The sequence below is a fragment of the Acidobacteriota bacterium genome (assembly GCA_038040445.1).
In the GTDB taxonomy this organism is placed as follows: Bacteria; Acidobacteriota; Blastocatellia; order UBA7656; family UBA7656; genus Onstottus_A; species Onstottus_A frigus.
This window is the reverse complement of the sequence record JBBPIG010000006.1, coordinates 222,234-244,608: the sequence shown is the minus strand read 5'-3', so window position 1 is coordinate 244,608 and position 22,375 is coordinate 222,234. Positions and strand designations below refer to the sequence as shown.

The window sequence follows — 22,375 nt, the reverse complement described above, 5'->3', positions numbered from 1 at the left end:
CTAGTGAAAAGTAACCATCGCTGTTTGTGATGGCCTGTCTCTGAATACCGGTGTGGGCTTCACCAAAACGATATCAACATCGGGCACAAGCGCACCGGTCTCGTCAAAGGCGGTGCCGCTCAGCGTGGCTACGGGGGATTGCGTGTATGGGGCGGGCAATGCGCTGCCCAAACTCTCGCTTTGTAGCTGACCTAGCACAATGAGCAGCGTGGTTGCCAGTATGAGCAGAGATTGCCTGGGGGCAAACTCGTATCTGAGCCCGTTCATTGGTTGTCACCCCCGGAAGACAAGAGTTGATGCGTTCATATGATGCTCGCAAAGCGCCCCCCAATAGAACTGTGCCGGGTGGCAGGGCCTATGCGGAGTCCGCACGAGGGAAGCACAATTCCGCCGTGCAATCAGTAAAAGTTTGTTATCGAGACCAAATCACGCACGGTAAAGCCTCTCGAGCAGATGAGACTGCCGTCCGTTGACCAGTCGAATCCATACGCCGTGAGTGAGTTGAAATCTGTTAGCTGCCGCGGTGGCCCGTCATCTATCGGCTGACTCCAGATGTTTGAGACCCCGTTGCGAGTAACGATGTAGTTCAGGGCGCGACTGTCTGGAGACCAGCGCATATTGATGCTTGACGGAATGTCGAGTGTTCTTACGGGCGTGCCTCCTTCAAATGAAAGCACCGCTACTCTCCACCGAGCGGCAGGACTATCCTTCCACTGGCAGGCGATTAGCTTCCCGTCTGGCGACACCTTTGCAAATCTTGAAGGCTTTTCGACCAATTGTATGGGCTCGCCACCATCAATTGGGACTTTCCAGACCGTTAGCTCATCTCCAGTGCCAGATGAATAAATCACCCATCCGTCCGGTGAACAACTGGGAAAATTCTCGCCGACACCGTTGGTCAACCGTTTAAGATCGCTGCCATCAATATCCATTCTCCAAATGTGATGCGAGGCGTCGTTGTCGAGAGCGGAGAATACAATATAGCGACCATCAGCCGAGCCTGTGGGCCAAAATTTTGGCAAGCCATCAGAGGTCAACTTCCTAGGATCCGTTCCATCAGAATTCATCACCCAGATTTCACGACTGCCGCTCGTGTTTGAGGGAGCTACGATTCTGCCATCGGGTAGCCAGCAAACCGCTCTGAAAACAGTATTTCTTTCGTCTGTGATCTGTTTAGCAAGGCTGGCATCTCCATTCGGCACGTGCCAGATACTGGTTCGCATTTCTATCCGCGAACTGACAAGGATCTTTGAATCTGCCGTCAAGCTGAGTCTGGAATAGCCATTCAAATCATTTGTTATCCTCCGCGGCGCGCCACTTGGATATGATAGATGCCAAATTTGAAGTCGACCCGCTGTCTCTTTTTCCGCGGCCGTCACAATCAAACCGGTACCGTCTGAGAGCCACGCAACCTGTTCGATATTTTCCAATTCACCACGAGAAATTGCCTTCACGAGACCATTCTCTACCTGCGCTTCTACCACACTTTCGTAACCATCTTTGCCCATTCTCCCGGCTGGGCACGCGATGACCTTTCCATCAGGTGACCAGGCCGGCGCGATAGGATTGAAAAACTCTGGCAATTTGCGCAGGGCGAGTTGATTCTCTCCGGACCCATCGGCGTTCGCCAGTATGATTGCAGTCGCTTCTCCAGCCATCCGGACGAGAGCGAACTTCTTCCCGTCGGCGGAAAAAGTGATGGCACTACTTACGTCACCCATTACTATTTGGGACTCACCTCCGGACACCGCTACCCGGTAGAGCACGCCGGAATCCTCATCCTCACCCCTGACATAGTAGATATAGTCACCGTCCAACGAGAACGTGAGCCCTATGAAAACACCGTCGGCAGGCGGAATGATCTCAGTATCACTGTCTGTGGAAAGTCTCCTGATCCAGAGGCTGCTTTGACCTCGCACGTCTGCGACGTGAGCAAGGTATTTCCCATCCGCAGAGATCGCTCCAAGTCGTGAGCTGTCAGTTCCGATGATTTTTCTTATGCTCATTTCCTGAAAGGGGGCCCGGCTATTACTGCTTCTCCAGCCTACAGCATAGATAATGCCCGCAACGATGATGAGCAGAGCTGATGAGATTGCCGTCGCTTTTGTTTTGCCCCTTTTGACTTGGCTCGTAGTGTGCTTGCTGGCCAGCAGCGTTGGGATCGTTCCGATGTTCCCACTTGGAGCTGTCAAACAACCAGACGCTTCGACTGCTGCTTGAACACTGCTTGGCGTCAGGTCGGCTATGCCGGTTCTGTTCTGTTGCCTGAGATGGCGAGAGTCAAGCTCCAGCTCCTGCTTCAGCCGCTGAAGATCAATCAGCATGCTCCGCAGGGTTTCATAGCGTTCTTGTTTGTCTTTTCGGAGGGCTTTTGCGGTGATGCGCTGTAATTCATGTGGCACATCTGGCGAATAATACTGTAAAGGCGGCGGCTCATCTTTGAGTAGAGTCGCAATGAGATCGCTGTTTGTTTCGCCCTCAAATGGCGCGCGGCCCGCGACCATCTCGTACATAACCACTGCGAGGCTGAACACGTCGCTACGCGAATCTACATTCAGGCCTCTCGCCTGCTCGGGCGACATATACTTGACTGTGCCCATCAGCAGACCTGGTGTAGTTACTGGCTCTTCGATGTCGCGCCTATTCTCGCGGTGATCTTGCTGCTCGATCGATTTGGCAAGTCCAAAGTCGAGGACTTTAACGTAGCCATCTGAGCGCAGCATTATGTTTTCAGGTTTGATATCACGGTGAATAATTCCCGCCTCATGCGCCACTGCAAGGAGGCTCGCCACTTGAATCGATATATCCAGGATTCTGCTGACTGGAATTCTGTCACGACTCAAGTATTGGCGCAGGGTTTTGCCCTCAATGAATTCAGAGACAATAAAGCGCTGCCCATTGAATTGACCGATCTCGTAGATTGTTATGATATTCGGATGGTTGAGAGCCGACGCGGCGCGCGCCTCCTGCTGGAAGCGATAGAGTTGCTTTCCATCGGGAGTGTAACCACTGAGCAACACCTTGATGGCAACTCTACGGTCGAGGTTCGGGTCCTCGGCGAGATAAACTTCGCCCATGCCCCCGGCGCCGAGGAAAGAGAGGATTCTGTAGTGCCCGATAAGCTGTCCCGTTTCCAGTTCGGGAATATGGGTCGATAGCAAGCCGGCCGCAACTTCAAACGCGGGCGCGTCCATCATACTCAGCGCCGTCTCGCCAGAAAGTAAAAACTCGATCTCCTGCCTCAGGCTTTCATCGCCAGAACACGTTTCATCGAGGAACCGGGTACGCTCGGCGGGCGGACGCTCAAGCACGGCCTGCAAAACCGTGTCGATCTGCCGCCAACGTTCCTGGTCCATCATAGAGAAACCCCGCGAGAGGATGGGAATTCGACTGATCGCCACATTGTATAGCGAAATTTCTCGTCGGATTAGCTCAGCACATTAAGTATTCGTCATCAGACGGTGCAGCCACAGCTTAGCCGCCTGAAGCTCGCGTTTAACAGTGGCAGGCGAAATCTTCATAACTTCAGCAATCTCTTCAATGGTCAAGCCGCCGAAGAATTGCAACTCTACTATCTGGCTTTTGCGTGAATCGAAGGTTGTAAGACTGACGAGGGCATCGTCTAGAGCCACCAGTTCTGAGGCTCTCTGGCTATTCGCAATCACTGATTCATCGAGCGGCACCTGCTGTGCTCCGGCGCCGCGCCTCGCAGATTGATACTTACGGGCATGGTCTATCAGGATATTGCGCATAATCTGAGCGGCAACCGCAAAGAAATGTGCGCGGTCCTGCCATTCTACCTTTTGCTGGTCTACGAGCCGCAGATACGCCTCGTTAATCAGAGCAGAAGTTTGAAGGGTGTGATTCGAGCGCTCGCGTCGCATGTAGAGCCGGGCCAGGCGGCGCAGTTCACTGTAGACGAGAGGTATCAACTCGTCTAATGCCTTGTCGTCCCCAGTATTCCAGCTCAGCAAGAGCTGAGTGACTTCATTTGGTAAACCCGCCATAAGATTCCAGCGCTGATTGGTTCGGCCCGATTCTTAGGAGCGCGATTATAGCATTGTCGGCATAGCACCTGAATGCCAGCAAGAAACTCAAAATAACGATGAGCTTATACAGGCAAGTTTTTCGCTATATCAGGTGAGGCGCCAACCTGGCTAGCTCAGACGCGGCCATGATCTTCCAGGGGTTGGCCAGCGGGAATTCGCCTCTATCTTTGACCCGTGAGGAGAAAAGACCATGAAGAGAGTCATCTTGTTCACCTTGACGCTCACCATGCTTTCCGGTTTGACCGCTGTCGGTGTTCTGGCAGAGAAGCCAGGTACCATTGCGGCGGTCAATCTAAAGGCCGTCATTGAACCCACCGATTCATCCGGTAGCGCGTGTCAGATTCTTAGTGACGGAGGTGGTCCGTACGTTCACGGGCAGGAGGGTGTCTCGGCAAGCTTCGACAACTCTGGAGATCTGATCATAAATTTCCAGACAGGCAAAACGCCAATACGGGGAGTGGCGTTTGATTATTCGGTGCCATATACAGGCCTCGATAATGACCCGCCAACGACCCCCAAACAGCCTGTGTCAGGAACATATCCGCGTGCTTTCTTGAGCACAATTCCACAAAACAATGACGGCAGCTACATACCTCTTCAGAGTCTGTCCATCGGAGCTTCTGAATGCGTGCAGCTTTCCTGGTTTTATACTCTGAATGATGCCAAGAAAACACAGTGGCGGCATAACTTCCATAGAACTTCATCAGCCAGCGGTCTTGACGTGAGCCAAACAGCTTACGGTGTGGTCACGCGTATCGATGCGGATACGTGGGAAGTGGAGCCTGCAGGCACTGCGGCCTGCAACAACAGTGTTCCTGAGCCAGCCCTGGCAAGGCTGAAAGATACGCCAACGGTAGGCGCTTTGCGGCTCAACAATGATGGATTGTACTCTCTTCGGTTCAAGCTAACGCTCCTGAGGAAGTAGACGTAGCAGGTTAGTCTTGCCTCAAGTACTCAAGAGCTGAGGTAGAAAGGAACTATACGATGAACAAGATCAAGTTCGGCGACGAGTATGACGTTGTTCCTCGGGATGGTCATTGGACTACTGCTGTCAGGCGGCAGGGGCATCGTTGCACAGGGCCCCACCTGGCAATCAGCCATCAAGATCAGTAGGGCATGACGCAACTCTAGCTGGTCAGGGAACAACCACGTTTCCATTAGGGATTGCTAATGGCGGGGTTGGATCAAACCAACTCGCGAACGGAGCTGTGACCCCGCCAAAGTTAACACCGTAGGTACTACCACTGGATAAGTAATGACGGTGACTGCGACGGGGCCTGCATGGAGCACGCCGACCGCCGGCTTAGGCGCTTTAAGAGTCGTCGACAGTCTCGATCGGATCAGATATGCACGCGGTTGCCAAAGACCGTCATTCACCGTGCCGCTCGTCGCAGTTGGACAAGAATCGGATGGTCCGCGTCGGCGTATCTTAGCAGGCTCAGGAGTTCGACTTCGATCCTTTGAGCATCCTCCACTCGATTGAGCTTGCGATAGAGTTGCGCCAGTCGCGACTTGATTTCAACCAAAACACTTCTGGCGTTCCGGCCACATTCCCAGCCTCATCTTCACGACAACCTTGTTCCAACGCCCAAAGCGCTTCGGGTGAATTGCCTTGTTGTTCGTAAGTGGCTGCCAGCGATTCCGAGGCAGAATAGAAGCACTCCCAAAACGAGTACAACTCTCAACGGCGGTGCCTGGAAGCATGATCACTGTTAACGAGACTGACTCGGTACTATAGTTGCGTCTCGTACTCCGCTCCCTATTAGGGGCCATCTCTTATCAATACAACATCGCTAATCCGCGCGTTGCGCACGAAGGCGAGTTGTTTGCCATCGCGTGACCATTCCGCTTGCAACATCGTTTCTGTTCGGAGGTGGGTGAGCTGACTTGGCAGGCCACCAGCTAATGGCTGGCTCCATAAGTTGGAAATACCGCCGTGGGTCTCTATGTATGTAAGAGCGCTTCCGTCCGGCGCCCAGCGAATGGACCCGTAGGAAAGTCCAGGCGCAAGATAGGTCTTGATCGGCTGCCCGCCCTCAAAGGGGATTATCGCTATGTGAGCAGCCGAGGAAGGGGCATCTCTGTAAACACAAGCTATCATCTTCCCATCGGGTGAAACGGTAGGAGCAGCCGAGAACTTGTCAGTCAATTGCGAAGGGCTTCCTCCATCGCTGGACACCTTCCATATGTTTTGAATGGCGTGCCCGGTAACAAAACCCGAATAGACGATCCATTTGCCATCTGGTGAAAAGCTTGTTGACGTTATGTTGCCACACCTCGTCAGCAACGTTGGATTGTCACCGTTGATGTCCATTCTCCATAAACCCGGCTCTCCCCCTCTCGTGGAAGCAAAAGCAATGTATTGACCATCAAGTGAAACCGATGGTGTGTGGTTCTTACCCGCCGCAAACGTCAACTGCTTTTGATCGGTCCCATCGAGCTCCATGGTAAGAATCTCTAGATTGCCGTTGATTGTGTCGCCGCAGACTATCTTGCCGTCAGGCGTCAGTGCTAAACCCCGGTAAGGGGGACGACTAGATGTGATCTGTCTGGCTTGACTCAGGTCCCCAGTGGGTCCGATCCACATACTTGAAGTTTGACTGGATTGAGTAGTCACCAGATTCAGTGAATCTGACGTAAGGCTAATGCCCGTGTACGTGTTCAATTCACTAGTAGTTTTTTCGGCTTCGCCGCTGGGATAAGAGATACGCCATATCTTGGCAGTGTCTTCAGACCCCGGCCCATCCAAGGCAGCGAGGATCAGGCCGCTGCCATCCGAGAGCCAGCCAAGTCCATAGAACGCCCGCCAAGCCTTAGAAGTAATAGGCCTGTCGGTCTTATCCTCCAAACGAAATTCGACGATTCTAGTCAGATTGCGACCGGCTGCGGCATCAAAGTACCCTGCTCCGCAGGCAATGACCCTCCCATCCGGTGACCATGCCGGCCCGCAGGGATAGGTGGAGAGAAACTCAGGTTCTCTCCATTTGGTGAGTTCCTGCTCTCCAGCGCCATCTGCGTTTGCAACTATCAAAACTGTTTCCCTTGGATACCGGCGAATGAATGCGACCTGCTCGCCGTTGGGAGAAAAACTGATCGCCGAGTGGACGTTTGGAATCAACTTTCTCGAAGCACCTCCAAACACGCTAACTTGATAGAGCGCGTTTTGAGCCAGGTCAAATCCTTCATACTTGACGTAATAAACGGAATTTCCATCACGCGAGAAAGTTAAGGCTTGATATCGAGTAGGTTCAGGTGGCGTTATCGGAGCTGTAGAGTTTGTGGCGACTTGCCTTATCCAAAGGCCCTCCTGGCCGGCTTCTTCGACTACATAAGCTACGAGTTTGCCATCGGGCGAAATGGCTGCGTCCCTAGCCTTTCCGTTGGTCGTGAGGTTGATGATCTCCATGCTTTGGAAACGGCGTTCCGACGACCGGGATCGTTGCTGTGCAACCAACCACGCGACACTCCCAAGCAAGATGACAGCAACCGCTGTCATTACCGCCGCCCTTCCGCGTCGGTTGCTCCTGGAGAGTAAATGCGCTGGGCTTAATGCAGTGCGCAAAGCTTTTTCGCGCACGTTTGATGCTGATTGATCACGCCTCGTGTAAAGTCGAGCGCGCCACGAGCCGGTGTTTGGGCGGTAATACGAGGATCGTGGAAGCTTAGCCGCTAACTCCAACCCTTCTCTTAGCCTCTCGAGCTCGGCGAGCAAATCATTGATCGTTTGATAACGTTGATCTCTGTCCTTGCAGAGCGCTTTGCTCACGATGTCTTGTAATTCGGCAGGTACAACAGCAGGGGATTGGGTCAGCGGCACCGGCTCGACCCTCAGAATGGCGGCAATCAAGTCGCTGTTGGTTTCGCCTTCGAATGGCGGCCGGCCTGCCAGCATTTCGTAGATAACAATACCCAGACTGAATAAATCGCTTCGCGCATCCAGGTTCAACCCTCGCGCTTGCTCAGGAGACATGTACTTCACCGTGCCGATCAATAGGCCGGGTGTTGTATCGCCTTCCTTAGAAGAAAAATCGCTGCTACCGCCATCGCCCGATTGCTCCTCCAGTGTAGCCAGTCCGAAGTCCAACACTTTGACGTAGCCATCGGGCCGCAGCATGATGTTCTCCGGTTTGACGTCGCGATGAACGATGCCTGCCTGGTGCGCAGCGCCAAGCGCGCCCGCCACTTGAATGGCAATATCGAGAGTTTCGTTTAGGTTGAGGGTTGTACGCCTCATTCGTTGGCGCAGCGTCTCGCCTTCTATGTACTCAGTGGCTATGAAATGCCTGTCCTGGAATTCTCCTGTTTCGTGAATGGTGACGATATACGGGTGGTTAAGAGCCGACGCGGCGCGGGCCTCCTGCTGGAATCGACGCACTCGGCCGCGATCTGTGCTGAAGTCAGCGGGCAAAAGCTTGAGTGCGATCTTGCGACCCAGTTTAGTATCTTCCGCGAGATAGACCTCTCCCATACCGCCTGCGCCGAGCAATGAGAGAATTCTGAAATGGCCAACAAACTGTCCTTCAATCAGATCGGGTTGATCCGGAGCAAGTACGCAGGCCGCCGCCTCCAATGCGGGTCTATCTATGATGTCGAGTCCCTCCTTCTCAAGAGAAAGCAGGGAGATTACTTCGTCTCGCAGAGACTCGTCACCCTCACACGCACTGTCAACGAAGACGCTGCGCTCGGCCGGATTCAAGGCGAGAGCGGCTTGAAGAATATTATCTGTTCTGCGCCAGCGTTCGAGTTCCATGCGCGATGATCACGTTCCTAGACTGCTTTCGCAGCTACTTCATATAGCGAGAACATATCCGAATTCGGCTCACGAGAGAGTGTATTTCTCAGCAAGATTGGTCATGAGCCATTATGTGCTTTAACCAGAGCTTGGCCGCTTGCAACTCGCGCTTAACGGTAGCGGGCGAGGTGTGCACGACTTCGGCAACTTCTTCAATGCTCAACCCGCCAAAGAAACGCAGCTCGACGATCTGACTCTTGCGCGAGTCAAACGCCGCCAGTTCAATCAGCGCGTCGTCGAGCGCAATTAACTCTTTAGCCCGCTGCTGACCTAACAACGCCGCGTCGGTAAGGGCTACCTTCTGAGCGCCCGCCCCTCGCTTTTCATACTTATAGCGTCGAGCATGGTCAATCAGGATGTGGCGCATTATCTGGGCAGCGACGGCGAAAAAATGCGCCCGGTCTTTCCATTCGACGTTCTGCTGATTGACAAGCCGCAGGTACGCTTCATTGATGAGAGCAGAAGTCTGAAGAGTGTGGCCGGATCGCTCCTTGGCCATGTAACGCGTGGCCAATCGGCGCAACTCGGATGAGACCAGCGGGATTAGCTGGTCCAGAGCTTCCTTATCGCCATTGCTCCAGCTTAGTAAAAGCTCGGTGATCTGATCAGGTAGAGCGGCCATGAATGCCTGCCTTTGTTAACCATGAGGCGGGCGGATTATAGCACTCCTGGCGGGAAGCTTAAAAAGGTTAAGAACCGAGTGAGCCGTTTCGATCAAACTTCTCGCTTTATGCAGTGAGCGAGACACAGCTTCGAAGCGAAAGTTGGATGATCTTGGAGCCATTGGCCTGTGAAACGGTTCTCACCTATCCAGAACGAATGTTTTTATTGATTAAGGAGGATTCACGATGAGCAGACAAAGAATTCTGTTAGCTGTTTTGCTCGCCTGCTTGACCTTGCCCATCCCGGCATTGACCCAGCAGCAAGTGGCGGCTTCCCAAAAGCCCAACCGTCGCCCTGACCTTCCGGTTACATCGACAATCACGGATTACATCGATGTGACCGATGACACCGGCGCAGTGCAGCGCATCTGGATGCAGGTCCGGAGCGACGGAGCGGGTGGCTATACCAACAGCAGTGACGTGGAATCCATCATCCAGGGCGCTTATGGAAATTGGTACTTGACCAACTTTACCGCAGCCAGGCATGTCTTTCTAGATTTCAGCAAGCCAATTCCAGGCACGGGTCCGAATGGCGGCGCGCCGGTGCCTCCGTTTACCTCAGCATTGATCGGGCCCGTCTTGTAACGAAGTGCGATCAATACAACGTTGACATGTTTACCATTGCTGCTGGCACCACGGTCAATTGCCCGCTGGCGGTCTTGTTCAGCGACAGCGGGAACGATTACCTGCTCCAAATGAATCCGCTCACAGGCTACGTCGCTCCCGAGACAGACTATGTGAAGGTCACGTGTAACGGAACCGCCAACTCTCAGTGCAACAACTGGACGATCGTCCCGGATGGCACGCGGGGCGGGTGCGTGGCAGCGGACTGTTCGCTGAAGCAAAACGTCGCGCGGCTGAACAAGATGGTCCCAGGCAAAGGCAAATCGGGATCCGTGACTCCGGTGAATCAGGGAGACTTCTATGTGGCCTTCTCGGTCAGCATCACGAATCCCTGAGCGAATTCCTGGCTGGGCCGAGACCGGTTCGCTGATTACCGAATCTTGGTTTCTACCCGTCCAAGCAAAACAGAAAAGGCTTCGGTCGCGGTTATAGCACTCCGGGCGGGAAGCTTTAAAAGGTTCAAACCGAAAGAGCCGTTTCGATCAAAGATCTCGCTTCATGCGGCCGGGCAAATCAGAAAGTCTTCGGGCCAGTGATAGCTTTCGGCCAGATTTCTCGCTTAGTAAGGTGAGGCTTGACGATAAGACAGAGGCCCAGATTCATTGGGAGGAGAAGTTTATTGCTGGCCGCTTTCCTTTAACACGGTCTAAAAGCAGAACAACGGCACGCGCCAATCAGAACGAAGACCGACGATGCGTTGCTCACAACGATCAATCACGAAATGCTTTGAGCGCAATCGTCATAATCAAGCGGAGACTAAGGCCGGCTATTTGCGCTCGCGGGCTGATTGAGTAAGTACAACTTGGGCCTCACAGGGAATAGATAACGGAAGTTTGATTCGCGATCACTCACCGATTCAATAAAGGGAGCAAAGTCTCGACACGCGATCTTTCGACAAGCCTGCGCAAGCTCGATGCACGCGACTGAGGAATGAAAAAGTCTACGCGATTGATCGCGCTATGTTCTTGCTTCTTTCTGCTTCAGATAAGGGGAATCGAATGCTCAACAAACGAATTCGCCTGACTCACCTGTTCAGCTTTACCGTGTTGGCTCTGATTGTTTGCCTCACTCTGCCGGACCGCATGAAGTCACTTGCCTCAAGCGTCCTCGCACACACCAGCAAGACTTCCGCGTTTTCCGCCCGACATACCGCCGAAGCAAATCGCGTTGGGGTTCACGCTATCGGTCGAGGCAATCCATGGATCAAGCTCGGCGACGGCGTCGATATGCAGATCGAATACTCGCAAGCCGCGATGAAGCAGCTCGTGGATCAAGGTCAGGTCAGGCCTCTCACGCTCGCGTCTGCGGACTTCGATGAGGACGGCACTCCCGATCTGATCAGCGGCTACGCCAGCGCAAGCACAGGTTTCATAACCCATCTTCGCGGCAACGTTGATTCGATCTATCCCAACAGTCCCGAAGCGCAGCAACGAAAGGCAAGAGGTGAGTTCACCGATCAGCCTTTTCTCTCACCGGCGCGGGCCTTCGACTTGCCCGAAGCGCCTGACTTCCTTGGCGCCGGAGACTTCGACGCGGACGGTCATTGGGACGTAGTGACAGCGTCGCGCCGGGACACCGCGCTTTACCTGCTGACGGGAGATGGTCACGGCAACTTCGCGGCAGCGAAACGCATAGAACTACCGGGCCGCGTCACCGCGCTTGCAACAGGCGAAGTAAACCGCGCCGATGGGTTAACCGATGTTGTCGTCGGCATAGTCGCAGCCAATGGGCCGAAGGTTCTTGTCTTCGAATCGCTCGAAGGTGCGCTTCGAGGGAAAGCTGAAGAATTCGATCTGCCCGCCGAAGCGACTGCAATTGCAATTGGGAACCTCGACGAAGAGTACACGATGGACATCGCAGTCACAGCCGGCAGCGAACTCGTTGTCATATACGGACGCGACCGCAAGCTGTCGCAGGACGAGCAGAGACAAGGGGAAGTCCCGAAAGCGCGCATCAGCCAGCGATCCTTCCCGTTCGCGTTGAAGTCTGTGGCCATCGGAGACTTCAAAGGCGATCACAAGACAGGGCTGTCTCTGTTGGTGAGCGATGGCAGCGTGCACCTGTTGAGTCCGGGGGCGACAAAGGCAAAAAAGAAAAAGAAAAGTGCGGGCGTAGAGTCGTGGAAAGATGAAGTGCTGGCCTCTGGCGTCGGGGCGCAAGCGACACAGATGGTCTGTGCCCGCGTGTCGAGCATTCCGTCAGACGATCTCGTAGTAGTTGATCCGGCGAGCCGCCAGTTGCACATCATCGCGGGCGGCAAAGACTCAAGCGCTCAAGCTTCGAGCCTGCGGCCAGTGTCGCTGGATGTAGAGTCTGAGCCGGTCGCAGTGTTGCCGATGCGATTGAAGAGTTATGCGCTCAGCGACCTGGTGGTGCTCAGAAGTGGAGCGATAACACCGTCCGGAGTGGTTCACATTGCGGCGGCGTTCCCGGTGACCAACACGAACGACAGCGGGGCAGGCTCGTTGAGGCAGGCGATCATTAATGCGAATGCTAACGCGGGACTCGACACGATCACCTTCGCAATCGGCTCAGGCCCGCAGACGATCACGCCGCTATCGCCTCTGCCTACGATCACGGACGCGGTGGTGATAGACGGAACAACACAGCCGGGATTCGCAGGCACACCGATTATCGAGATCAACGGAAGCAGCGCAGGGCAATCAGACGGGGTCACTATTACAGCGGGAAACAGCGCGGTGCGCGGTTTGGTTATTAATCGTTTCCAAGACATTCCCAATCTTAGTGGCCGTTTGATTCAATTAATCACGAACGGCAATAACATAGTCGAAGGCAATTTTCTCGGGACTAACGTAGCTGGCACAGGCGTTCCGGGCGCACCCAGTCGCACTGGAGTGCTGATATTCGGGGGTCCAGCTAACAATAGAATCGGAGGCACCACCGCAGCAGCACGCAATCTGATTTCTGGAAACAGTTTCCTTGGCATCCAGTTCGCTCAAAGTTCAGGCGGAGACGTAGTGCAGGGCAACTTTATCGGCACCGATGTGACAGGCAACTCTGCTATAGGTAACGCCAATGGCATAGTCATTCAGGGCATTCCTTCGATCAGTATCGGAGGCACCACGGCGGGGGCAGGCAATGTCATCTCGGGTAACGGTGCGAACGGAGTTCAATTGAACAGTGCGACAGGAAACCAAGTGCAAGGCAACTTCATCGGCACCGGCGCAACCGGAACCACGGACCTAGGCAATTCGGCTAATGGGATCTTCATCAGCAACGCGCCCAACACGGTCGTCGGCGGCTCGACGGATGGAGCTCGAAATATCATCTCAGGCAACAATCAGGCTGGTATCTTGATCGTCGGCAGCGGTGCGACAGGAACTCAGGTAAAGGGTAACTTCATCGGCACTGATGTTACTGGCGCGGTTGGGCTGGGCAATACTCAGCATGGTGTAAACATCTTCAACGGCGCGGCCAACAACCGAATTGGCGGAGCAATAGTCGCCGAACGCAATGTCATCTCGGGCAATGGATTTCATGGCGTTAGTATCAATGCTTCGAGTAGTAACACCGTGCAGGGTAACTTCATTGGCACGGACGCGACCGGAACTGCTGCACTGGGCAATGCCTTGAACGGCGTCATAATCGGCGCCACTGTCCCGATCACGCCGACTAATAACCTCATCGGCGGCACCGGCAGCGGCGAGGGTAATGTCATCGCTTTTAACGCTCTCAATGGGGTCCTGTTGTTCCCTCCTGCCGGTAGCAGCAATCCCATTCTCTCCAACGCTATATTCTCGAACAATGGCTTAGGCATCGATCTTGGCGATAATGGTGTTACGCCAAACGATCCCTGCGACGTAGACACGGGTCCGAACAACCTGCAGAACTTTCCTGTCTTGACTTCCGCCTTCGCCTCTATTGGAGGGGTCACAACAATCGAGGGAACGCTGAACGGCACTGCAAATACGACATTCACGATCCAGTTCTTTTCCAACAGTGATTGCGATCCGTCCGGCTTTGGCGAGGGTCAGACTCTCATCGGCTCGAGGACTGTGACCACCGATGCCACTTGCAACGCGAGTTTCAAATTCACCACAAACCAGCCGGTGGCGGGCCAGGTCTTTACGGCAACAGCAACAGACTCGGCGGGTAATACGTCAGAGTTTTCTCAGTGCATCGATATCGGCGCGGCGCCGGCTGACGTCGCAATTACGAAGTCTGCCTCAACGGGTACGCCCAAGCCAGGTGATAAACTGACCTACACCATCACCGTCACCAACAACGGGCCACAAACAACGAACAACGTTGTGGTGACCGACAGCCTGCCCGATCAGTTGACGTTTGTCTCCTGCTCGGCAACAGGCGGCGGCTTCTGTGGAGGAGCGGGCAATGGGCGGACGGTCACCTTCCCGCTTATGGCCTTAAACGCCTCAGCCACTATCACCTTCGAAGCGACTGTGAAATCATCGATCACCAACGGCACGAAGATTGACAACACCGCTACGGTCACCGCCGCGACTAACGATTCCATTACGTCCAACAACGCAGCCACCGCGAGCGTGACCGTCTCGACAAATCCGATTGCCATTAACTGCCCCGCCAATGTCACGGTTGCTGCCGCCCAGGGACAAACTTCGGCTGTGGTCAGCTATCCTTCACCCGCTGTTGTGGGTAATCCTCCAGAGGTCACGATGGCCTGCTCGCCGCTCTCTGGATCAACGTTTCCTGTGGGCGCCACCCCGGTCACTTGCACCGCGACAGATCCAGCGAACAACAAAGGCTCGTGCGGCTTCAGTGTGACGGTCAACTTGTTTGTGCCTAACAATCCTGCGCCGGACAAGACCGCAGTTGATTTCGGCAGCGCGATCGCTTTACCGAATCAGAATCCGCCTTCGGGCACATTCGGGATCACCAACGCAGCGGCGGTTCCTGTTGACATCACTCTTGCTTCAATCAGGCGAACGGGCAGCGACGTCAGCGGGGGCAAAATTACGAATGGGGATGACAGTGGATTCTTTACCGTCTTCGCCGTCAATCCGGGTGCGGCTGATACTCAGCTCAGCGTCGGGGCGACGGTGACGATTCCAGTGGGTCAACGGAGCTTCCGGGTGACATTCAATCCGACGATTCCAGCGGTGGCGGCGCGAACGAGCAATCTGGCGGCCAATCAAGTGCTGCCCGACGTGGTCTCGTCCGCGATCAACTTCACTACAAGTGACAACAGGACGCTGACGATAAACCTGACTGGCCGGATCGCAAGCGTATTACGCCTGATCGATCCGACCAACACGAGCCGGCCGCCCGTCGTGACGTTCTCGAAATCAGGCAACCAGTTCACCCTGACCTACTCTGTGTTCGATTCCAATCTGGATGTCAGCCGGGCGTCGCATCAGTTCCTCGACAGCAGCGGTCAGCCGGTCGGGCAGGCGCTCGAAGTTAACCTTGCGCAGGCGCTTCAACCGCTCGGGCTGACCAGAGGTCAAAGCTTCACCGTAGAGCAGCCGTTTTCGGGAGCGAGCAGCCATCCCGGAAATCGCCGGCGTGCGAGTTACGGTTTTCGACGGCGAGACTAGCGTTTCTGCCACCGCAAGCCTGGGACCCACCGCCGCAAGCGCGACCGCGGCGGATCGCGCAGAAAGAGTGACCCTGGTGCTTCCTAAGGTGAAGCTGAGCGGTATCACTCCCTGAGTAACCGGCGCGAAGAGCAAAGCAGTACTCGCTGCCAGATCGAGGCGATCTGTCGAAGAAGGAGAACCAAATGATAAGAAACGAGTCTCTTGCCGCAAGCTTGTTGCTCGCAGTCTTGACGGCGGGTCTGATGCCGAAGTCTGCGCTAGCTGACGACTCAAGCTCACAACCGGAGAGGCCGATACGGCTTTACGCAACCGCGATGGCTGGTCCTATTGGCAAGTTCCGAACGCTGTCACCGGTGAGCCTCAACGGGCGCGTGTATTGTGGGGAGCACTTCATCTGGGGTGGCGACCTGCTTCAAGCTTTCGACACAGGTGCGCAGTTGGAGTTCGAGCAGTTGGGCCGGGTTGCGCTCGCCCGCGGCGCAGCAGCAAGATTCGCATCCGCAAGGGCGTCGTTCGAGGACAGCGCAAGCGGAAAAGTTCTGATTGTTTCGTTGATCAGTGGAGCTGTGACTCTGAAGCTGGGAGCAGACGCCGGGGCGTTCGTCGAAGCGGGCGGGTCGGTGTTCACGGCGTCTCGCGGCGCAGCTTTTCGGCTGATGGTCAGCGAAGGCCGGGCGGAGCTCACAACCATCGCGGGCAAGATTCAAACGGAGCAGGCAGCTCAGAGCGACCTCAAAATACAAGTCGTCGACGAACTCGGACGGCCTGTTGCCTCCGGCGCGCAACTGAGCGTGCGAGCCCGCGCGGCGCGGCAGATTCAAGTTAGAGTGACAGACAAGAACGATCGTCCAGTGCCCGATACAGCGGTCATATTCCTAATGGGCGGGCAAGGAGGGGGCACGCTGGGGTCAGGCGCGACTGCGGGAACCAGCGTGACTGTGAGCACAAACGCGCAAGGTATAGCGACGACCAGCTTCACTGCAGGACCTACGTCCGCCTCGACTTCGGTCACAGCGACCGTTGCCGGCACCAGCACCTCCACAACGATAGGAGTGAGCACGACGGCGGCGGCTGGGATACTTACCGGGACGACGCTCGGAATCGTTGCTGCGGCAGTGGCGGCAGGTACTGTAGCCGCGGTTGTCACAGTAAGGCAGGTGCAAGGTAACAAAGAACCAGTGACGGCCTTGCCGCCGAATATTACCCCGAAGCCGTGAGCGCGACGATAATAAACGTAAAGTAAGGAAGTAGCCATGAGATGCCCCTGCCACGCCGAAATCTCGGCAAGTTCCAGGTTCTGCCCTCACTGTGGACGGCGTGCTGCTGAGGAACTAGCGCTGGCAAGCACGGGCTCGCTACGCAGTAACGGCGCGACTACTGTTCCGGCACGAGATGAGATCCCCACGATCGCCGCTTCACGCTCAGTCGAAAAAACCACGAGTGACACTTTGACGCCACAACTGCCCGGAAAATATACGGCTAGACTTGCAGCGGGGATCAGGCCTGAACCAATCATTCGCGATTTGTTCGAGCAAGAGAATCAGCTAAGAAAAATCTTGGAGGCGGTAATCGTGGAATGGCCGGCAAACCTAACTGGTCGAGCGGTGGAAGAAGCCAAGGAATACCTGAGGACCCATTGCAAGGTTTGTGGGAAAGAGACAATGAGTCGCAAGCAAGCGGCAACCCCGCTATGTGGTTACTGCGAGGAGGTGTGATCGCCGTCCAGGTGAGAACTGGCGCCTGCCCTGCTGCAATCTCCGGCTTGGCCCGCTATACTGCGCCTGATTCAACTGGTCCAGGGCCGGTGCAAATGACAGACGCTTTCCAGCGGTTAACAACGCAATCTCGCGACTACACCGATCAGCTCATTGTCGCTCGGCTCAACTTTCACTATGACGGTGTGCTCGAAGATCCACGATATGCTATTCGCTGACATCGAGCTAGCCCGACGACTGGAGGTGACCGACGCCCTTGCGGGCGTCGAGTTCGCTCGCTCATGGGCCAGGCTCAACTCTTTCAAGGGCCAAGTGTTCCTCCCGGTAGGCGGCGGTCACGCGGCATTTGGCGGTATCGACTCGCCGGTGACGCAAGCCTTTGGTCTCGGCTTGAACGGCCCGGTAACCGACGCGGACATGGCCGGGATGGAAGAGTTCTATCAAACGCACGGGTCGGCTGTTAACATCGAGACTTGTTCGCTGGCCGATCCTTCTTTGTTGAAGCTGCTGAACGAACGAGGCTACAGTCCGATCGAATACTCGAATGTTTTCACACGAGAACTTACCAATAGCGACTCACGCGCCTGGCCGGACCCAACAAGCGAAGTTCGCGTGCGCAGGCCGGCGCCCGGTGAAGCTGAGAGTTACTCGCTGTTGGTGGCGAAGAGCTTCTTTGAGAACGACGAGATCTCGCCCGAATTCCTGAGCGTCTTCACGAGTTGCTTTTACGCTGCCGGCGCGTTCTTCTTCCTGGCTGAAGTCGATGGCGTTCCGGCCGGCGGCGGCATGATGTCGATTCATCAAGGCGTGGCGTCTCTTGGCGGCACGGGCACTCTGCCTGAGTTCCGCAATCGAGGCGCGCAGAAAGCCTTGCTCCTCGCGCGCCTTGCAGTGGCCGCCGAGTCAGGCTGCGATCTGGCGATGGTCGCTACGGCGCCGGGCTCGATCTCGCAACGCAACGTCGAACGACAGGGATTCAGGGTCGTCTACACTCGAACGAAATTCAGCAAGCAGTAGGCAGTAGGCAGAAGGCAGAAGGCAGTAGGCAGTAGGCAGAAGGCAGTAGGCAGAAGGCAGAAGGCAGAAGGCAGAAGGCAGTAGGCAGTAGGCAGAAGGCAAAAGGCGGTGGTCGCCATCTCCGCCAGATGTTTTCTTGTCTTCTGCCTACTGCCTTCTGCCTTCTGCCTACTGCCTACAGCCTACTGCCTTCTGCCTTCTGCCTTCTTCTGCCGCCTGCCGGGCTGCCGTCTGGTTAGCGTTTCATGCTAGTCTGCCACGATGACCGCCTGGCAAGGATCCCTCGTCTTCTTAGCCGGCCTGATTGCCGGAATGATGAACTCAGTTGCCGGCGGCGGCACACTCGTAGCTTTTCCCACGCTGGTGTGGATGGGCATCGACCCGATTCGAGCCAACGTCACCTGCACCGTCGCGCTTTGGCCGGGTTCGCTTGGTGCGATGGTCGGCTTTCGCCGCGAGCTTGGCGACAGCCGCCGCTGGATGCTCTTGCTTGGAGCGCCTTCCATTGTCGGAGGACTGATCGGCGCGCGTTTGCTTCTGCTCACCCCTTCGCCGCTGTTTGCATCGATCGTGCCTTTTCTGATCCTGTTCGCGACGATCCTTTTCGCCGCCGGCGAACCGATCAGGCGAAGGTTGGCTCCGAACGGCAATCCGGAGTCTTCCACCGAACGCGCGCCGACGCGATCGCGGTGGATCGCCGCGATGGTTTTTCAGTTCTTTGTTGCGATCTACGGAGGATACTTCGGCGCGGGCATGGGCATTCTGATGCTGGCGGCGTTAGGCCTGATGGGGCTGACGGACATTCATCGGATGAACGGGCTGAAGAACTTTTTCGCCGTCTGCATAAACGTCGTCGCAGCCGCTTACTTCATCGTGTCAGGGCGAGTCGAGTGGCCATACGCGATGGTTATGGTAGCCGGAGGGATCGCAGGCGGCTATGGCGGTGCGGGCCTTGCGCGAAAGCTTGGCCGCCGATTCGTTCGCCGCGCGGTGATCGTGATTGGTGTTTTGATGGCGCTATCTCTACTGCTTCGCCGCTGATTCCAGGCGTTCCGAACAAGAGCCGAAAAAATTTCCCCTTTTACTCTTGAGGAAACCAACTCGACAGGAACCGAACTGCGCGGTTTGATCACTCAATTTCAGGTCGCCGACAACGATGGATCGCGCTTAAGAAGATCTCTGTTCCTTTGCTATCAGCAGAACCACTTGCGCTTTACCTCTGTCAGTTTGATTCCATTGGCTTGGTCAGTGCTTTCACCTCTTTCACGATTCGGCTCTAAGTATTTTGTGAAGTATGTGGGTAAGAGAGTCTTGAGGTCCCTTTCGGTTTCTATTTTCTCAAGACCAAATGACTCAAAGCTTTAGCAAGCTCAACTCAATTATGTCTTGCGAGTTAGCCTTGATCGCGTCCAGCACGACTTCAGAGGGCGCCGAGTCGAGGTGAATGCGAGCGATGGCCGCAGTCGCTCCGTCGAAGACAATGTTCTCGGTTTCTTCAACGTTGATGCCCGCCTGCTTGAGTTGAGTAAAAACATTTGCGAGCACGCCGACGCGATCGTAGTGCCGAACGACCAGCAAGTGCGTCGCGGGCGTCTTCTTCGCCAGGTTCACAACGTTCGGCGCCCGGCCCGTTTCTTTGTACTCGCGGATGATACGCACGGTTTCTTCGGCGATGGCTTGTTGGGCTTGATCGGTTGACGCGCCGATGTGATGAGTGCCGATCACGCCGTCGAGTTTGAAGATTTCGTCTTCGACCGTTCCGACTCCGCCCGCAGGTTCGCCCGCGAAGACGTCGAGCCCGGCGCGAACACCGCGTTCAGTAACTGCTTGCGCGAGCGCTGCCTGATCGACCACTTCCGCGCGCGATGTGTTTATGAAGTACGAGCCGGACTTCATTGCGTTGAAGAACTTCTGGTCGAGAAGATTCCGCGTTTCGGCGTTGAGAGCGACATGCACGCTGATAGTGTCTGCAGCCCAGGCGACCTCGAGCGGCGACTGCTTCATATCGACGCCCAATCGTTCTGCGCGTTCCGGCGTCAGCGAACGGCTCCACGCGACAACCGGCATTCCGAAAGCATTCGCGCGCGGGATCATTTCCTGACCGATCTTGCCCAAGCCAATCAGCCCGAGAGTTCGGCCAAAGATGCCTCGCGCCTTGCTGTACTCTTTTTTGTTCCAGCGGCCTTGTCTCAGATCAAGAGCGTTGTCAGCTATGCGCCGATCCAGCGCCAGCATCAATCCGAACGCCAGTTCGGCGACCGCGACCGAGTTCTTACCGGGGCAGTTCGTAACATAGATGCCGCGCGACGAGGCGGTCTTGACATCGATCGTGTTGTAGCCCGCGCCCGCGCGAACGACGAGGCTCAAACGGCCTGCATCGAGCATCTCGCCGCCGACCTTCGTGCCGCGAACTACCAGGATGTCGGCGGCGGTCGATTTGATCGCGGCGGCGAGGGCATCGTCTTTCAGTTCGGGGTCATACACAATCTCGAAGCCGGCCTGGCGCAAATCCGTTTGGCCGCTTTCGGGGAACTTGTCCGCGATGAGTATTTTCATGACTGTGCCCTTCGACCTTAGGACTTTCAGATCAAATGGCTCAACAATCCATCTCGCAGCTTGGGTTCGAACCATGTTGACTTGGGTGGCATGATCTCGTTCCGATCGGCGATAGCCATCAACTCGTCAACTGTTCCCGGGTACAGCGAGAACGCCACTTCCGCGTGTCCATCGTCGACAATCTGCTCGAGAGCCGCAGTTCCCCGAAGCCCGCCGGCAAAGTCGATGCGCGAATCGGTGCTAACGTCTTTGATGCCCAGCAGCGGTTCGAGCACCCGCTCCTGCAACACGCTCACATCAAGCGAAGAGATCGGGTCGATCGGGTTGGTGGTGCCGGGGCTGGAGGTCAGACTGTACCACCTGCCCGCGAGGTACATGCATATCTCGCCTTTCTGCGAAGGCGCGGGCGAAGCGGTTTCCTTGATATCGAACTTCTCAGACAACAGCTTGAGAAAGCCGTCTGCTGACATGCCGCTAAGGTCCTTGACCACTCGATTGTAGGGCAGTATCTGAAGCTGATCGGCAGGGAATAAGACCGTGAGAAAGAAGTTGTACTCTTCGACTCCGCTGTGCCCGGCGTTCTTTGCCCTGAGTTCCGTTCGCGCACGGCTCGCGCTGGCGGCGCGGTGGTGACCGTCCGCAATGTAAACCAGCGGGACCGCTTGAAAGGCTTTGATCAAACGGCCGGTATCGGGCTGGCCGACTCGCCAGATGGTGTGAGCGACGCCGTCGGGCGCAACGAAATCGCAAAGCGGCTCTTCCTGCTGCGCGCGAATAGCAAGATCGTTGATCTCGTCCCGTCCGCGATAGGTCAGGAGCACCGGTCCCGTTTGCGCGCCCAGCGTCAGCATGTGGCGGGTGCGATCATCTTCCTTCACCTTGCGGGTACCTTCGTGCTTGCGAACGATATCCGCGTCGTACTCGTCTACCGAGCAACACGCGGCGATCCCGGTTTGTGTGTGCTCGCCCATGCGAAGGCGATAGACGTACAGGCTTGGGGCATCTTCGATGAACAGCGGCGCCGCGGCCTTCAGCTTTTCGAAGTTCTCGGCAGCCTTGCCATAGACCGCATCGGAATAAACGTCGATGCCGTCCGGCAAGTCAATTTCCGGCCGCGAGACGTGCAGAAAACTAAGCGGATTCCCCGCTGCGAGCTCGCGAGCCTCGTAAGTGCTCACCACGTCGTAGGGCACCGCCGAAACTAACGCCGCTGTTTCTGCCGGCGGGCGCAGCGCTTTAAAAGCGCGAACGATTGCCATCTTTTGAGCCTCCCATTATCGCGATCGAGCTTGTTCAGTCGCGTGTTAAGGAATGCTAGGACGCCCCTGGGGGGCTGTCAACTTGTGCCTTCCTCCTTTATCATTCAGCTACTCTGGGAGCTGGCAGGATTCCTGCCTGTGTGGTGTGCGCGCGAGACGCT

Annotated in this window: 14 protein-coding genes; 7 read left to right on the top strand and 7 right to left on the bottom strand. The window is 55.8% G+C overall.

Going from position 1 to position 22,375, the window contains the following annotated elements; translation table 11 throughout:
* The 3 genes from AABO57_09030 to AABO57_09020 all read right to left on the bottom strand — a co-directional run bounded on the left by AABO57_09030 (position 1) and on the right by AABO57_09020 (position 4,007).
* The gene (locus tag AABO57_09030; protein MEK6285869.1) at positions 1-267 is read right to left on the bottom strand and encodes a hypothetical protein; all 267 of its coding nucleotides are present in this window, start codon (positions 265-267) and stop codon (positions 1-3) included.
* A 131-nt stretch (positions 268-398) separates the two neighbouring features.
* A complete protein-coding gene (locus AABO57_09025) occupies positions 399-3,077 on the bottom strand; it encodes a protein kinase (GenBank protein MEK6285868.1) in 2,679 nt (892 codons plus the stop codon).
* 363 nt (positions 3,078-3,440) lie between these two features.
* Positions 3,441-4,007 carry a sigma-70 family RNA polymerase sigma factor gene (locus AABO57_09020; protein MEK6285867.1) on the bottom strand — a complete coding sequence of 189 codons (567 nt, stop codon included), beginning with the start codon at positions 4,005-4,007 and terminating at the stop codon, positions 3,441-3,443.
* Between the two features lie 232 nt (positions 4,008-4,239).
* On the opposite strand from AABO57_09020, the gene AABO57_09015 reads away from it, so the two are divergent.
* The gene (locus AABO57_09015; protein MEK6285866.1) at positions 4,240-4,974 is read left to right on the top strand and encodes a hypothetical protein; all 735 of its coding nucleotides are present in this window, start codon (positions 4,240-4,242) and stop codon (positions 4,972-4,974) included.
* An 837-nt stretch (positions 4,975-5,811) separates the two neighbouring features.
* Here the strand turns inward: AABO57_09015 and AABO57_09010 are convergent.
* Both AABO57_09010 and AABO57_09005 read right to left on the bottom strand, forming a co-directional pair.
* The gene (locus AABO57_09010) at positions 5,812-8,799 is read right to left on the bottom strand and encodes a protein kinase (protein ID MEK6285865.1); all 2,988 of its coding nucleotides are present in this window, start codon (positions 8,797-8,799) and stop codon (positions 5,812-5,814) included.
* A gap of 88 nt (positions 8,800-8,887) precedes the next feature.
* The gene (locus tag AABO57_09005) at positions 8,888-9,463 is read right to left on the bottom strand and encodes a sigma-70 family RNA polymerase sigma factor (GenBank protein ID MEK6285864.1); all 576 of its coding nucleotides are present in this window, start codon (positions 9,461-9,463) and stop codon (positions 8,888-8,890) included.
* A gap of 226 nt (positions 9,464-9,689) precedes the next feature.
* Here AABO57_09005 and AABO57_09000 point away from each other — a divergent pair, with 226 nt between their 5' ends.
* The 6 genes from AABO57_09000 to AABO57_08975 all read left to right on the top strand — a co-directional run bounded on the left by AABO57_09000 (position 9,690) and on the right by AABO57_08975 (position 19,440).
* Positions 9,690-10,088 carry a hypothetical protein gene (locus tag AABO57_09000; protein MEK6285863.1) on the top strand — a complete coding sequence of 133 codons (399 nt, stop codon included), beginning with the start codon at positions 9,690-9,692 and terminating at the stop codon, positions 10,086-10,088.
* A 26-nt stretch (positions 10,089-10,114) separates the two neighbouring features.
* Positions 10,115-10,462: a hypothetical protein gene (locus AABO57_08995; protein ID MEK6285862.1), complete on the top strand. Its 348-nt coding sequence runs from the start codon at positions 10,115-10,117 to the stop codon at positions 10,460-10,462.
* 663 nt (positions 10,463-11,125) lie between these two features.
* Entirely contained in the window at positions 11,126-15,664 is a 4,539-nt protein-coding gene (locus AABO57_08990) for an HYR domain-containing protein (protein ID MEK6285861.1), read from the top strand.
* A 185-nt stretch (positions 15,665-15,849) separates the two neighbouring features.
* Positions 15,850-16,884 (top strand): hypothetical protein, encoded by a 1,035-nt coding sequence (locus AABO57_08985; GenBank protein MEK6285860.1) that lies wholly within the window; start codon positions 15,850-15,852, stop codon positions 16,882-16,884.
* Between the two features lie 702 nt (positions 16,885-17,586).
* The gene (locus AABO57_08980; GenBank protein MEK6285859.1) at positions 17,587-18,399 is read left to right on the top strand and encodes a GNAT family N-acetyltransferase; all 813 of its coding nucleotides are present in this window, start codon (positions 17,587-17,589) and stop codon (positions 18,397-18,399) included.
* A 261-nt stretch (positions 18,400-18,660) separates the two neighbouring features.
* Positions 18,661-19,440, top strand: coding sequence for a sulfite exporter TauE/SafE family protein (locus AABO57_08975; GenBank protein MEK6285858.1), 780 nt, complete (start codon positions 18,661-18,663; stop codon positions 19,438-19,440).
* Between the two features lie 312 nt (positions 19,441-19,752).
* On the opposite strand, the gene AABO57_08970 is transcribed toward AABO57_08975, so the two are convergent.
* Complete coding sequence (locus tag AABO57_08970; GenBank protein MEK6285857.1) at positions 19,753-20,955, bottom strand: 3-phosphoglycerate dehydrogenase family protein; 1,203 nt, start codon at positions 20,953-20,955, stop codon at positions 19,753-19,755.
* A gap of 26 nt (positions 20,956-20,981) precedes the next feature.
* Positions 20,982-22,214: a DUF1015 family protein gene (locus AABO57_08965; GenBank protein MEK6285856.1), complete on the bottom strand. Its 1,233-nt coding sequence runs from the start codon at positions 22,212-22,214 to the stop codon at positions 20,982-20,984.
* Between the last annotated feature and the right edge of the window lie 161 nt (positions 22,215-22,375).